Source organism: Erythrobacter sp. YT30, assembly GCF_001542875.1.
Classification (GTDB): Bacteria; Pseudomonadota; Alphaproteobacteria; order Sphingomonadales; family Sphingomonadaceae; genus Erythrobacter.
In genome coordinates, this window is the sequence record NZ_LMAF01000001.1 from 807,535 (window position 1) to 819,889 (window position 12,355).

Annotated in this window: 14 protein-coding genes; 9 read left to right on the forward strand and 5 right to left on the reverse strand. The window is 57.5% G+C overall.

The annotated features are described in order from the left end of the window. Nucleotides 1-21: 21 nt before the first annotated feature. The 4 genes from rlmN to AUC45_RS03860 all read left to right on the forward strand — a co-directional run bounded on the left by rlmN (nt 22) and on the right by AUC45_RS03860 (nt 3,556). Nucleotides 22-1,260: a 23S rRNA (adenine(2503)-C(2))-methyltransferase RlmN gene (gene rlmN / locus AUC45_RS03845; protein ID WP_067599053.1), complete on the forward strand. Its 1,239-nt coding sequence runs from the start codon at nt 22-24 to the stop codon at nt 1,258-1,260. 66 nt (nt 1,261-1,326) lie between these two features. Further along, a complete protein-coding gene (locus AUC45_RS03850; RefSeq protein WP_067598346.1) occupies nt 1,327-2,307 on the forward strand; it encodes a S9 family peptidase in 981 nt (326 codons plus the stop codon). Between the two features lie 14 nt (nt 2,308-2,321). After that, nucleotides 2,322-2,912: a bifunctional 2-polyprenyl-6-hydroxyphenol methylase/3-demethylubiquinol 3-O-methyltransferase UbiG gene (locus AUC45_RS03855; RefSeq protein ID WP_067598349.1), complete on the forward strand. Its 591-nt coding sequence runs from the start codon at nt 2,322-2,324 to the stop codon at nt 2,910-2,912. After that, on the forward strand, nt 2,909-3,556 hold the full coding sequence (locus AUC45_RS03860; RefSeq protein ID WP_067598352.1) for an MOSC domain-containing protein: 648 nt from the start codon (nt 2,909-2,911) through the stop codon (nt 3,554-3,556). Before AUC45_RS03855 ends, AUC45_RS03860 begins: the two co-directional genes overlap by 4 nt. On the opposite strand, the gene AUC45_RS03865 is transcribed toward AUC45_RS03860, so the two are convergent. Next, the gene (locus AUC45_RS03865; protein WP_369815213.1) at nt 3,553-4,428 is read right to left on the reverse strand and encodes a PhzF family phenazine biosynthesis protein; all 876 of its coding nucleotides are present in this window, start codon (nt 4,426-4,428) and stop codon (nt 3,553-3,555) included. The two genes, AUC45_RS03860 and AUC45_RS03865, sit on opposite strands and share 4 nt — an antisense overlap. Before the next feature lie 277 nt (nt 4,429-4,705). Between AUC45_RS03865 and AUC45_RS03870 the strand changes: the two genes are divergently transcribed. The 4 genes from AUC45_RS03870 to AUC45_RS03885 all read left to right on the forward strand — a co-directional run bounded on the left by AUC45_RS03870 (nt 4,706) and on the right by AUC45_RS03885 (nt 7,483). Beyond that, the gene (locus tag AUC45_RS03870) at nt 4,706-5,176 is read left to right on the forward strand and encodes a glycine zipper 2TM domain-containing protein (protein WP_067598355.1); all 471 of its coding nucleotides are present in this window, start codon (nt 4,706-4,708) and stop codon (nt 5,174-5,176) included. Nucleotides 5,177-5,281: 105 nt separating this feature from the next. Further along, on the forward strand, nt 5,282-6,052 hold the full coding sequence (locus AUC45_RS03875) for an SDR family oxidoreductase (RefSeq protein WP_067598358.1): 771 nt from the start codon (nt 5,282-5,284) through the stop codon (nt 6,050-6,052). Continuing rightward, nucleotides 6,049-6,741, forward strand: coding sequence for a cytochrome b/b6 domain-containing protein (locus tag AUC45_RS03880; protein WP_067598361.1), 693 nt, complete (start codon nt 6,049-6,051; stop codon nt 6,739-6,741). Before AUC45_RS03875 ends, AUC45_RS03880 begins: the two co-directional genes overlap by 4 nt. Further along, nucleotides 6,734-7,483, forward strand: coding sequence for a molybdopterin-dependent oxidoreductase (locus AUC45_RS03885; protein WP_067598364.1), 750 nt, complete (start codon nt 6,734-6,736; stop codon nt 7,481-7,483). The genes AUC45_RS03880 and AUC45_RS03885 overlap by 8 nt, the downstream gene beginning before the upstream one ends. A gap of 91 nt (nt 7,484-7,574) precedes the next feature. Here AUC45_RS03885 and AUC45_RS03890 read toward each other — a convergent pair whose 3' ends face one another. After that, the gene (locus AUC45_RS03890) at nt 7,575-8,012 is read right to left on the reverse strand and encodes a DUF1801 domain-containing protein (RefSeq protein WP_067598367.1); all 438 of its coding nucleotides are present in this window, start codon (nt 8,010-8,012) and stop codon (nt 7,575-7,577) included. A gap of 84 nt (nt 8,013-8,096) precedes the next feature. Between AUC45_RS03890 and AUC45_RS03895 the strand changes: the two genes are divergently transcribed. Beyond that, nucleotides 8,097-9,353, forward strand: a complete 1,257-nt coding sequence (locus AUC45_RS03895) for a cyclopropane-fatty-acyl-phospholipid synthase family protein (protein ID WP_067598369.1) — start codon at nt 8,097-8,099, stop codon at nt 9,351-9,353. On the opposite strand, the gene AUC45_RS03900 is transcribed toward AUC45_RS03895, so the two are convergent. The 3 genes from AUC45_RS03900 to AUC45_RS03910 all read right to left on the reverse strand — a co-directional run bounded on the left by AUC45_RS03900 (nt 9,350) and on the right by AUC45_RS03910 (nt 12,305). Then, the gene (locus AUC45_RS03900; RefSeq protein WP_067598372.1) at nt 9,350-9,916 is read right to left on the reverse strand and encodes a hypothetical protein; all 567 of its coding nucleotides are present in this window, start codon (nt 9,914-9,916) and stop codon (nt 9,350-9,352) included. The two genes, AUC45_RS03895 and AUC45_RS03900, sit on opposite strands and share 4 nt — an antisense overlap. A gap of 81 nt (nt 9,917-9,997) precedes the next feature. Then, complete coding sequence (locus AUC45_RS03905) at nt 9,998-11,353, reverse strand: acyltransferase (RefSeq protein WP_067598375.1); 1,356 nt, start codon at nt 11,351-11,353, stop codon at nt 9,998-10,000. Nucleotides 11,354-11,480: 127 nt separating this feature from the next. Then, nucleotides 11,481-12,305 (reverse strand): SDR family NAD(P)-dependent oxidoreductase, encoded by an 825-nt coding sequence (locus AUC45_RS03910; RefSeq protein WP_067598378.1) that lies wholly within the window; start codon nt 12,303-12,305, stop codon nt 11,481-11,483. Nucleotides 12,306-12,355: the final 50 nt, after the last annotated feature.

The window sequence follows — 12,355 nt, forward strand, 5'->3', positions numbered from 1 at the left end:
CACTATATGCGCCGCCAGATCATGACAGACACAACTCTCATGTCGATCCCCGGCCAGGTGGATCCCGTCCCCGTCGCGCGCGATATTACGCCGCGCGAGGATGGGCGCGTGGATTTGATTGGCCTGCCCCGGCCGCGCATTCGCGAATTGTTTGAAGTAGCAGGCCTTGATGCGCGGCAGGCGAAATTGCGCTCTAAGCAGGTGTTTCACTGGCTCTATCATCGCGGCGTCACCGATTTTGACGCGATGACCGATATTGCAAAGACCATGCGCCCCTGGCTTGCCGAGCGTTTCGTGATCGGACGGCCCAACGTGGTCGAAGCGCAGCATTCCTCGGACGGTACGCGCAAATGGCTTTTGAAAACCGATGATGGCCATGATTTCGAGATGGTCTTCATTCCCGACGAGACGCGGGGGACTTTGTGCGTCTCTAGCCAGGTCGGCTGCACGCTGAACTGCACTTTCTGCGCCACGGGGACAATGCGTCTCGTGCGCAATCTCACGCCTGGAGAGATCGTCGGGCAGGTAATGCTAGCGCGCGATGCTCTGGGGGAATGGCCCAAGGGCGCGATGGATTTCGGCGATGAGGAAACCGCCGCGCATTACACCGCCGATGGCCGCCTGCTCACCAATATCGTAATGATGGGCATGGGCGAGCCGCTCTACAATTTCGATCACGTGCGCGATGCGCTGCATCTCGTCATGGATGGAGAGGGTCTCGGCCTCTCCAAGCGACGGATTACGCTCTCAACCAGCGGCGTTGTCCCGATGATGGAGCGCTGCGGCGAGGAAATCGGCGTCAATCTCGCGGTCTCGCTTCACGCGGTAACAAAGCCGGTGCGCGATGAAATCGTGCCGCTCAATCGCAAGTACGGCATCGAGGAACTGCTTCAGGCGTGTGCCGATTATCCCGGCGCCTCCAACGCGCGGCGCATCACGTTTGAATATGTGATGCTGAAGGACAAGAACGACAGCGACGAGGATGCGCGCGAATTGGTGCGTCTGCTCAAGCAATTTGATCTTCCCGCAAAAGTGAACCTCATCCCGTTCAACCCATGGCCGGGTGCCGAGTACGAATGCTCCACACCAGAACGCATCAAAGCCTTCAGCGATATCGTTTTCGAAGGCGGCATCAGCGCGCCCGTACGAACGCCGCGCGGGCGTGATATTGATGCAGCTTGCGGGCAGCTAAAAACGGCGGCTGAAAAGAAAAGCCGCGCGCAAAGAGACCGCGAGGCGGCCGCGCACATTGAAGGGTGAAATCATCCGCTGATTGCTTTACCGCGTATCTCCACCAGCGTGGGATCAGGTAAGGAGACAGTATTGATGTTTCGCACTCTATCCACCGCATTCACTCTCGCCATCGCGCTGCCCATGGCCGCGCCCGCATTGGCACAAGCGCCAGCAACCGAAGCCGCCGCTGAAGAGTCCATGCCGGAAATCGCGGTGGGGGACAGTCTCCCAGCTGCTTTCCTTGTCAAACCTGAAGGCGAAGGCCCCTTCCCCAGCATCATCGTCTTGGGCGGAAGTGAAGGCGGCGACCGGACTGCGCGGACTTTCGCCAGAAAATTCAGCGCTCAAGGTTATGCGGTGCTTGGCCTGCCTTATTATTCACCTGCTTGGGGAGATAATGAACCGCAATTTCCCGAGCTTCCGCGCGCATTCGCGGACATCCCGGTCGATAAGCTCAAAATCGCGAAGGACTGGTTGATCAAACGCGATGACGTGCGCGGCGACAGCATCGGCATTTATGGCGTGAGCAAAGGCGCAGAAATGGCGCTTCTCGCCGGTTCAAAAATCGAAGGATTTGCAGCAATCGCCGCGATCGTCCCCAGCGATGTCGTGTGGGAAGGATGGGGTCCGGGGACAGTAAACGGCGAAAGCAGTTCGTTTAGCTGGCAAGGAGAATCGCTTAGCTTCGTGCCATACGGCGGCCTTGCCGAAGAGTTCGCCAACCCAACAGGACCAAACGGCCGGGTGCGGATGCGGCTTCCCCACGACCTGGGCCGAAATGCCAATCCCGATCGGGCAGTTGCAGCAAAGATCGCCGTCGAGGCGATTGATGAACCCGTACTGGTTGCAGGCGGGGACGCTGATCTCGTCTGGAATTCGGGCGAAATGGCGCAAATCATCGCCGAACGCCGAGCCGAAGCGGGCCTTGAAACGGTAAGTCTCGTTTTTACCGATGCGGGCCATTTCCTGTCAGGCGATGGATCGCGCGAAACGGGTAATCCCGCCAATGGCGAAGCGCAAAAGGTGATCTGGCCTGCGACGCTCGATTTCTTCGCCAAGCACTTGAAGGAATAGGCGATCGGGCAAGCATGATCGATCCTGCCACCTATGATTTCTACCAGAGCCAGGCGCCGCATTTCTCGTTGAGCTCGGCAATCAACCATTCCCGCCATCTCGACGGATTTCTCGATCGGCTGAATGAGGGCGCGCGCGTTCTCGAATTGGGATGCGGGGCAGGACGCGATGCTGCCCGCATCGTGGAGCGCGGATTTGATCTGGACGCGACCGACGGCATTCCCGCCATGGTCGCAAAGGCACAAGAACGCCATGATATCAAAGTGCGGTTGATGCGCTTTGATGAGCTCGATGCCGATGCACAATATGATGCTGTGTGGGCGCATGCCTGCTTGCTCCATTGCCCGCGCGGGGAGCTTCCCGATGTGCTGGCGTCAATCTTCAGGGCTTTGAAACCGGAAGGGTGGCATTATGCGAGCTTCAAACTCGGTTCAGGCGAAGGACGCGACCTGCTTGGCCGGTTGCACAACTTCCCCGATGCTGATTGGGTGCGGGACACCTACAAAGATGCGGGCTTTGCTTTGAGAGACGAGGAGATTTTCGCTGGCAAAGGTTCAGATGGAACACAGCGCGACTGGATCGCCGTGACGGTGCAGCGCCCATGAAACCAATCGTCGAGGCGATCTGCACCGGAACAGCCCGCCCTTTCAACGGAGCGGAGACGAGCGCGATTGCAAAGAGCCCCCGCGAGGGCATCGTTCAAATTCTTGAGGAAGGTTTTGCCCCCGATGAGCAGGCCGACCGCCGTGTTCATGGCGGGCCCGAAAAGGCGGTGCATCTTTACCCGCTCGATCACCATGCCTTTTGGCGAGACCACCTGCAAGATGAGGCAGCCATTGCCTTGCTCGATGAACCGGGCGCATTCGGATCAAATCTCGCCGTCAGCGGCATTGCGGAAAGCGATGTCCATATCGGCGACCGGTTCCGCCTCGGCACCGCGCTTATTGAAATCAATCAACCGCGCCAACCCTGCTGGAAAGTCGATCACCGCTTTGGCGTGAAAGGGATGACTGCCGCAATCGTGAAAACGGCGCGCTCTGGCTGGTACTTCCGCGTTCTCGAAATCGGTGAGAGTCAGGCGGGAGATGGCTTAGAGCGCGTCGAAACCGGGCACACGGATTGGAGCGTCTTGCGTGTGTTCAATGCTCTTATCAAAGGGCTGGCATCGCGGGAGGAACTGGCAGAACTCGCGGAATTGGATCGCCTCAATCCCGGCCTCCAAGAGCGCGCGCGAGCCAAACTTGGCTAGGCCCTGTTGACATAAGTGGTGTGGTCAAACGCGCTGAGCGCACCGCCCTTGGTGATCATCCGGCAAGCACCGCCGATCCACACAGCCCCGCTTTCATCGCGCTCGCAGTTCACGAGACCGTTCGCCCCCACTTTCTGTCCCTGTCCGGCGGTGTAGGCCCCCTCAGCCAAACCTTTTTCGAACAGGTGCACTGCAACGCCTGCGTTAAAGCTGCCTGTGACGGGGTCTTCAACGAACCGCTCATAAGTGTCGGCAAAAAAGGCGCGCAATTCCCAGTCGCGAGGCCCGCCATCTGCATGCGGCCCTGCAAGACCAATATCGGTGCCCAAAGGGGCTTTCGGCGCAGCTTCGGCACGAAGGACATCGTCAGCAGAGCGCAGGCGAAGAAGCTGCCATTGAGGGCCATTCACCACATGCACCGCTTCAACGAGGGCAGATTCGTCAATGCCGGTAAGGCGTATCGCGTTCGCGCGTTCTTCATCGCTTAAGGGCTCGTGCTTCAGCAGGTCGGGCGCCTTGAAAGCGAGATTGCCGCCATCAACTCGCACTTCGACAAGGCCGATGCCGCATTCCTGAATGACAGTGCCTTTATTTGCGGCGACGCCTCCTGAAGCGACCCATGCAAAAGCGGAGCCCAGCGTCGGATGGCCCGCGAATGGCAGTTCGCCGCCGGGATAGAATATGCGTACGCGATAGTCGGCGCGATCGTCTTGTGGTGGCAGCAGGAATGTCGTTTCAGAAAAGCCGAGCCATTGTGTGAGCGCCAGCATCTGCTCTGATGACAGACCATCTCCTCCATGCACCACGGCGAGCGGGTTGCCGCTCAACGGTCCATCGCAAAAGACATCAATCAAATCGCACGTCATCGTCATCACAGGTTCCTTGGCCAATGAGTCGGGATAGGCGAAGCGCTTAGCCGCAACTCGCCCTGCCTGTCGCTGAAAAGAGTGCGACTCGTATTCTGATTCTGTGGGACGGCCATTCAGACACCGCGTCACAACGCCTCATGCCGCACTGGCACTCGCTTCGTCGCAATTCGTGAACAAAATCGCGTGTCGCGGGGCTTTCCAACAGCTCGTTCATTTTGAGTTATGCTTTTCTGAACGAAATAGAGGTCAGCCCAATCACGGGCGGGGAAAGGAATTCAACATGAAGCCCATCGCATTGCTCGCCGCCGCCGGATCACTCGCCGCCATCAGCGCTCCTGCGCAAGCGGCAGACATCGTTACCGAAAACGCCACACCCTCCTGGAGCGAGAGCATCGCCTGGAGCTCGCCGATCATTCAGACCGTCGCTTTTGATGATGATGATTGGGATGATGACGACGATTATTACCGCGATCGTCGCCGCTATAAGCGCGATCGCTACGACCGGTATGGCCGTTATTACGAGCCTCGCCGGATTCGCCGGGGTGACCGGGTCTGGCGCGGACGCGACGGTCGCTACTATTGTAAGCGTGACAACGGCACGACCGGTCTGATCATCGGCGCTGCAGGCGGAGCACTCGTAGGCCGGGCAATCGATACACGCGGCGACCGGACCGTTGGCACATTGCTTGGCGGCGCGCTCGGCGCGGTGCTTGGCCGTGAGATTGACCGCGGCGGGGCACGCTGCCGCTAAACACCACTTACCCGCTTCCAGCTTTAAGGCGCCGCCAACCCCCGAATTGGCGGCGCCTTTTTTGTTGGATTGAACGAGGCATTGCAGGGTGTTAGGCCATTTCGCATGTCCCGCCCCGCAATTCTTGTGACAGGAGGCGCCACTCGCATAGGCGCAGAGCTGGTGCGCGGATTTGCAAAGGCGGGATGGCACGTTGTCATCCACTACAACACATCGGCAGCGCCCGCTGATGCCTTGGCGCGCGAATTGCCATCGGCTGAGACGGTTCAGTGCGATTTGAGCGATGATGATGCGGCCGCGCAAATGGTTGAAAAGCTTGCACTAAATCTGCCGGATTGGCGATGTGTGATCAACTCCGCCTCGGTTTTTGATTACGATGATGCAACCAATCTCAATCCAACAACGAACAGACAGGCGATGCAGGTAAACGCACTATCACCAGCGCGCATCGCGCAGTCCTATCTGCGCTTAGCGAAAAGCAAAGACCTGCGCTGCGTGATCCAGATCACCGATATGAAACTCGCCAATCCCAACCCCGATTTCTTCAGCTACACCATGTCCAAACACGCGCTGGCCTCGACAATCAAAATGCTGACAATGGGAGCAGCAGGGGAGAAAGATCGCGTCTACGGCATCGCCCCCGGTGCCATTCTGGCAAGCCACGATCAAAGCGAAGATGAGACAAATGTCTCGCACAAACTGAATCTGCTTGAACGCAAGACTGGTGCCGACGAGATCATTGACGCAGCCCTGTTTCTGGCCACCGGCGCTCTAAAGAGCGGGCAGACCCTGTTCATCGATAGCGGCCAGCATGCGATGCACCAAGATCGCGATGTAATCTATCTCGCGCGCGAACTGGCACGGCAAATGCCATGAAGCGGCATGCCCTTTCCACTAGGCTGTGGCATTGGATAAATGCGGCGGCTCTTGCCGTGCTGTTTATGTCCGGCCTCGGCATATCAAACGCGCACCGTCACCTCTACTGGGGCAATTTCGGGTATGATCCGGCAGATGCGTGGCTGCACGTCGTCCGCTTTCCCGGATGGATCACGCTACCCTCGACCTATAACCTCGCAGCCTCACGTGACTGGCACAATATCGGTGCTTGGGTGTTTGGCATCGCCTTACTCTTCATGTGGATCGCAATGCTCGTGAACCGGCATTATGTGCGAGACATTGTGACTTGTACGCACGATTGGTCTCCCCGTCACTGGTGGCATATATTGCGCTCCAACCCGCGCGAACATGAGACATTGGACGGGGCCAAATATAACAGCTTGCAGAAGATAGCCTACGGGGTGGTGCTTGGGGTCCTCTTGCCAATCATGATTTTCACGGGGCTGGCAATCAGTCCGGGCTTTGAGCCTGCCGCACCGTGGTTGATCGAAATCTTGGGGGGGCGGCAATCGGCCCGCTCTATCCACTTTATCGCTGCATGGGCAATCGCTGCATTCTTCGTGGCGCACATCGTCATGGTGTTTGCCGGAGGCGCATGGAAACTGGTGCGCGACATGATCACGGGCGGACGGGTCGAAACCAAGAAGAAGGGGTATTTCGATGCCTGATATTCCGCGCAGGGGATTGCTCGCAGGGCTTGCCGCGCTGGGAACAGGGGCATGCTCGGAATTGGGCAACACCGATGCCGCTGGCGCGGTGTTTGATGCAGCAGAGGACTGGCACCGCGCCGCCCATCGCACTCTTGCATCTCGGCAGGGTCTGGCTCCTGAATACGCACCAGAAGACCGCTCGCCTGATGTAAAAGGAAACGGCTCGGTCACCGTCGACAACGACATTTACCGAGACCAGTTGGCGAAGGGTTTCCCAGACTGGCGCCTGTCCGTTTGCGGACTAGTTGAGACACCATTGCGCCTCTCGATCGAAGAGTTGAAAGCCCTCCCCCAGCGTACACAGATCACGCGCCATGATTGCGTCGAAGGATGGAGCGCGATTGCCGAATGGAGCGGACCCCAGCTCGGAGCTTTGCTGGACACGGCGAAGATCAAACCCGAAGCAAACTTCATCGTCTTCTGGTGCGCCGATATCCTTTATGGAGAGCAGTATTATGAAAGCGTCGATCTGGTTGATGCTTATCATCCGCAAACCATCATCGCGCACGAATTGAACGGCGCGCCTTTGCCCGAGAAGAATGGCGCACCATTGCGGATGCGGATTGAGCGTCAGCTGGGATACAAGCACGCCAAATACCTGACGGCTATCGAAGCGGTCGCCGACCTTGCCCCCATTGGCAAAGGCAAAGGCGGTTTTTGGGAAGATGAATACGACTACCAGTGGTATGCAGGCATCTGAGAGCGACAAGCTTACACAGCATGGGAATGAACCGCACGCATTGTGAATAGCCAATGCAACTTAGGACGGCTCGCGCACAATAGAAACGCGATTAGGTTGGATACTTCCGGTTCATCGCATCCCAGCAAACAGCAATGATTTCTTCGAGCACCTCAAGGTCAATGTCAGCGAGCTTGTTCACATAGACGCAGCTAGCGCCCGTCGTGTGCTTGCCCATTTTCTCTAACAACGCATCGGTTTTCTTACCCGTTACCTCGTCGCAGTAGCGACCCATAAGGTAGAGCGAATGTTTGGCCTTTCGCGGACTGAAGCCGGTTCGCATATGATCGCCTTCGCGCCCGCTGTCATACTTGTAGTGATACTGGCCAAAGCCAATCATGGATGGCCCCCACATGACAGGAGGCTCATCTGTCACTCGCCCGAACATTTCCAATAGAACGCGCGCATCGTCCTGTTTTGCAGCGGGCTCGACACCAGCGATAAACTCTTCGACTGCAACGTCGGTGGGCTTCGTCTTTGCTTCGGCCATTTTATCCCCTCCCTTTGTCCCTTCGCACTGTAACCCATCGCGGAAATGATTAGAACACGCCTTTGAATTTGGCTGGAGTTTGAAATGAGTAAGGGCCTTCTCAGGCGTTTTTTATCTTCAGGCGTGAAACAGGGCCGATTGGGCGTTGTATTCGCAGATGGCAGCGCGGAGACGTTCGGGGAATCTGCGGAAGGGTTTCCTGAAGTCGTCCTCCGATTCACCGATGGAAGGGTTCCGCGAGATATCATCATGGACCCTCGCCTCGGGGCCGCAGAGGCGTTTATGGATGGTCGACTCGTCATCGAAAGCGGCGATGTCATGGACCTTGTCACTCTCCTGCGCGCCAACAACGCCTGGGACAAGGGAGGCGATCTTGGCCCGCCCAGCTTCACTCGTCGCATTCTCAACAAGGCAAGCTTTGCCGCAGAGCGCGTCAACAACCGCATTTCCTCGAAGAAAAACGTCGCGCATCACTATGACATCGGGAATGGTTTTTACGCGCTGATGCTCGATCCCGAACACTGGCAGTATAGCTGCGCCTATTGGCCTGATGGTGTTGAAACCTTGGAAGAAGCGCAGACGGCGAAACTCGCTCACATCGCGGCCAAACTTGCCATTAAGCCCGGCAACACCGTGCTCGATATCGGCTGCGGCTGGGGCGGCATGTCGATCTTTCTTGCCAAAAACTATGATGTGACGGTGACTGGTATCACTCTGTCAGAGGAGCAAGCCGACCTCGCTCGTCAAAAAGTGCGCGATACAGGTCTTGCAGATCGGGTCAGCATTGAATTGGTCGACTACCGCGATTTCGCTGCTGCCGGTCGCAAGTTTGACCGGATCGTGTCTGTCGGCATGTTCGAACATGTCGGGCAACCGCAATTCGATGCCTTTTTTGAAGCCTGCGGAAACCTGCTCACCGATGATGGAACCATGCTGCTCCACACGATCGGCCGCATGGGATCGCCCGGCTCCACCGATGCTTTTACCCGCAAATACATCTTCCCCGGGGGCTACATTCCCGCGCTTTCCGAGACAGTGGCTTCATCGGAGAGATTTCGTCTGATCGCGACTGATGTCGAGACCCTGCGCCTGCATTACGGAAAGACGCTGCGCTGCTGGTATGCGAACTGCATGGCGAACAAGGACAAAATGATCGCTATGTATGATGAGCGGTTCTTCCGCATGTGGACGTTCTACCTCGCCGGCGCAGCCACGGTTTTTGAATATGGCAGTATGTGCAATTACCAGATCCAATTCGCGCGCAACCGCCATGCTCTGCCCATCACGCGCGGCTATATCGAGGCTGAGGAAAAGCGGCTGCTGGAGAAGTACCACGCCTAGTCGCGGCGCAAGCGCGTTTTCCTCGATCCAATAATCCGGCGTTCGCTGAAGAGGTTGAGAAAGGCGACCCCTGCGAAAACAATCGCCATGATTGTCGTGATCCAAACAGGGCTTGTTGGCCCGTTCACACTGGCGATCCGCCCGGTTTCTGGATCATCTGGATGGAGCAGGAGTTTGATCCGCCTATCCGTCGCCGCGGCACCGCTGGGTAGTGGAGCTGGATCGCTCGGTTTCCTGAGTTCCATCTCTATCGGGCCGAATTGTGGATGCTGCGCCCGCAAAGTGAGCATCGTGTAGCGACGCGAGCTGCCCGATGGCGTCACTTTTCGGCTGTCAATGACTTCACCGACAACAGGAATACCTTCATTGTAGAGGTACTTTATTGAGTGATCTGCCCACAAGCCGCCTCCCCCGATTACAATTGCTGCGATGAAGAACAACCAGCTACCGAAGCGCCTATTTTTCTTAGGCTTTTTCGAGGTACGCCCCATAACTTGCCGCGCATTGACCGCGCGATCAGAGACGCGGCTAGCGCCTGCTGTTGCCTTTCGTCCAAAACTCATGGCCCATGCCCCTGGTGGTTGACGACAGTCGACCCCTATCAGTGGAGGGTTAATTGCGTGTTTGCCTGACCGCCAAAGCGCCTAGTCAGTCGCAGCCTGCTTGTTACTCGGCCTGTAGATGGGACCAAAGCCAAGAAAGGCCGCCCCCACCAGAGGCAGAGCGATCACCCAGAGCCGCACACCCGTTACACCCTCGGGGCTTGCAATCGTCAGTCCAGCCGTCGCGGCAAGTCCAATGCAGATCATCAAAACGCCCAGCACAGTTCGGATTTTGGGAACGGTGCGACCGCCTCTTATCGCAGTGAATGTCCGCTCATGCCTGGCGAAAATTGCAATCATGGGCAGCAGCGCGACAAGGTAGATACCGAGCCAAAGAGGCCGCGTGGCCCACCACTCTCCCGTTCCCGGCACACTGTCGAGCCCTACTCCGCCAAAGCCGACCCAAGCAATCGTCATCACCAGCACAAACGCCGTGAGATGCCATAGGTAGACGGTCATAATCATGCCGTTCATCAGCACGGTCGCTGTCCAAATGCCGAGATTATCCAGCATTTTGCGACCCAGTGGCTCCAGGGCGAGGACAAGACCAACCTGCGTCACACCAAGAGCAAACAGTGCCAGCGTCGGCGGAAGTGAGTTGGAAAATCCTCCGGGAGCGGACACCATCGAAACGGGATAGAAGCCATAGACGGTGATCGAAATCAGGATCCCCAGCCCCACTCCAAACGTCGCCAGCGCGAAAAGACGATTGTCAAAGCGCCCTTCTCTCCAGGCAAAACCCAATTGATGGATGGCGAGGAAGACCCACAGGAAGTTGGTGAAATTAATGTAAGGGACGCCTGCTGAGAATCTCAGCCAGTCGGTCGCCATGGCAATGGGAATGTAAATCAGGAAGCTCAGCCAGCCGAACCGGTCCCACGCCTTCTTGGCGAGCGGTGTGCACGCCGTCACAAGCAGGTACACCGCAAGGAACCATACCGGGATCAAAGCGGCTTCCGTCGCCATCCGGATTTGCGCGCGATCAAGCCCGACTTGCGTCATCACCACTGCCAAAACGGCCCATAGCAGCAAAACCGGGAATGTTGGTGTGATTAGGCGCTGAACCCTGCTCGCAAGCCAGTCGCGATAGAGCCCCTTTTGCCTAGGCCCAGCCTTGCGTGATGTCGCGTCCCAGCTGACGCCATTGGAGTATCCCCCGACAAGGAAGAACACCGGCATCACTTGGAAAGCCCAAGTCAGCCAATGTGCCCAAGTTGAAACGCTCAATAGATCGCCGCGCTGCAATCCGCCTGTTTCATCGACATAAAGGCCCGCCATAAGCCAGTGACCAAACACCACGGCGAGGATTGAAACAGCGCGCAGAAAATCGACCCAACGATTGCGCTCTGGCGGTGCCATTTCGGCAAGTTCACGCGCTTTGGACCACATTGCCAGCATTCAATTCCTCCCAGTGCCGCTGCGCAAAAATGGGTGGCAGTCAGCATCCGTGCAAGGGATAGCAGAGCATTGCTGTTGAAATCGTTAGCTTTGTTCTTCTTGGCGAAGGCACGCGAAATGCTTCCGATTAGTACTTCACATGGGTCGTGTATCCGCCATCGACGGTTAGGTTTTCGCCCATAATCCAGCTCGCCTTCTCGCTTGCCAGGAACACGATGGCATTCGCAATTTCCTCCGGCTTGCCAAATCGGCCCGCGGGGTGGCGGCCTTTGTTGTGATCGTAGTAATCGGGCATGTAATCCTCGAGCAAATCCCAGCTGCCATCTTCGATAAAGGTCGGGCCGGGGCACACAGTGTTGCAGCGAATGCCCTCAGCCATATGGCGGTGCGCCAGCTGGTGGACCGTGTTGATGAGCGCTGCTTTCATTGCGGCATAGCTAAGATTTTCGCCAAACGGATGATCCTCAATCGCGGCGGCGCTACCGGTCTGCACGAATGCGCCCCCGCCCGCTTTGCGAAACCACGGCAACGCAGCTTCGAACGAGGCAACGCTGCTCATCAGATCGACATTGAAGCTCAATTCCCAGCTTTCGCGGGTGTTTGGCCTGCCGCCAAGCGCGCTGGCATTGGACACGACCACATCGATCCCGCCCATCTGGTTCGCTGCCTTCTCAACCCATGCTGAAACCGCATCACTATCCGCGCAATCGACCACATCGCCGTGCGCTGTCCCGAATTCGCTCAGATACTCAATAGCTTCAGCGACGCCCTTTTGCGCCAGTGGATGGCCTTCGCCTTGAAAGCCGGGTGTGAACTTGCCGCCTTTGCCCGGCCGTCTGCCGCAGATTGCGACCTCGGCTCCCTCTTCAAGAAACGTCCGCGCGGTTACGAGCCCCACCCCGCGTGTCGCTGCGCTGATCACCACTTTTTTGCCTTCGAGCCCAAGGTCCATGCGTTTCTCCCTTTGGTAAAAGAAATAGTGCCGACCTAACCGCTTGGCGA

Coding starts and splice junctions, on each gene's coding strand:
- rlmN (WP_067599053.1), top strand. CDS start 22: ATGACAGACACAACTCTCATGTCGATCCCCGGCCAGGTGGATCCCGTC.
- AUC45_RS03850 (WP_067598346.1), top strand. CDS start 1,327: ATGTTTCGCACTCTATCCACCGCATTCACTCTCGCCATCGCGCTGCCC.
- AUC45_RS03855 (WP_067598349.1), top strand. CDS start 2,322: ATGATCGATCCTGCCACCTATGATTTCTACCAGAGCCAGGCGCCGCAT.
- AUC45_RS03860 (WP_067598352.1), top strand. CDS start 2,909: ATGAAACCAATCGTCGAGGCGATCTGCACCGGAACAGCCCGCCCTTTC.
- AUC45_RS03865 (WP_369815213.1), bottom strand. CDS start 4,428: ATGACGATGACGTGCGATTTGATTGATGTCTTTTGCGATGGACCGTTG.
- AUC45_RS03870 (WP_067598355.1), top strand. CDS start 4,706: ATGAAGCCCATCGCATTGCTCGCCGCCGCCGGATCACTCGCCGCCATC.
- AUC45_RS03875 (WP_067598358.1), top strand. CDS start 5,282: ATGTCCCGCCCCGCAATTCTTGTGACAGGAGGCGCCACTCGCATAGGC.
- AUC45_RS03880 (WP_067598361.1), top strand. CDS start 6,049: ATGAAGCGGCATGCCCTTTCCACTAGGCTGTGGCATTGGATAAATGCG.
- AUC45_RS03885 (WP_067598364.1), top strand. CDS start 6,734: ATGCCTGATATTCCGCGCAGGGGATTGCTCGCAGGGCTTGCCGCGCTG.
- AUC45_RS03890 (WP_067598367.1), bottom strand. CDS start 8,012: ATGGCCGAAGCAAAGACGAAGCCCACCGACGTTGCAGTCGAAGAGTTT.
- AUC45_RS03895 (WP_067598369.1), top strand. CDS start 8,097: ATGAGTAAGGGCCTTCTCAGGCGTTTTTTATCTTCAGGCGTGAAACAG.
- AUC45_RS03900 (WP_067598372.1), bottom strand. CDS start 9,916: ATGAGTTTTGGACGAAAGGCAACAGCAGGCGCTAGCCGCGTCTCTGAT.
- AUC45_RS03905 (WP_067598375.1), bottom strand. CDS start 11,353: ATGCTGGCAATGTGGTCCAAAGCGCGTGAACTTGCCGAAATGGCACCG.
- AUC45_RS03910 (WP_067598378.1), bottom strand. CDS start 12,305: ATGGACCTTGGGCTCGAAGGCAAAAAAGTGGTGATCAGCGCAGCGACA.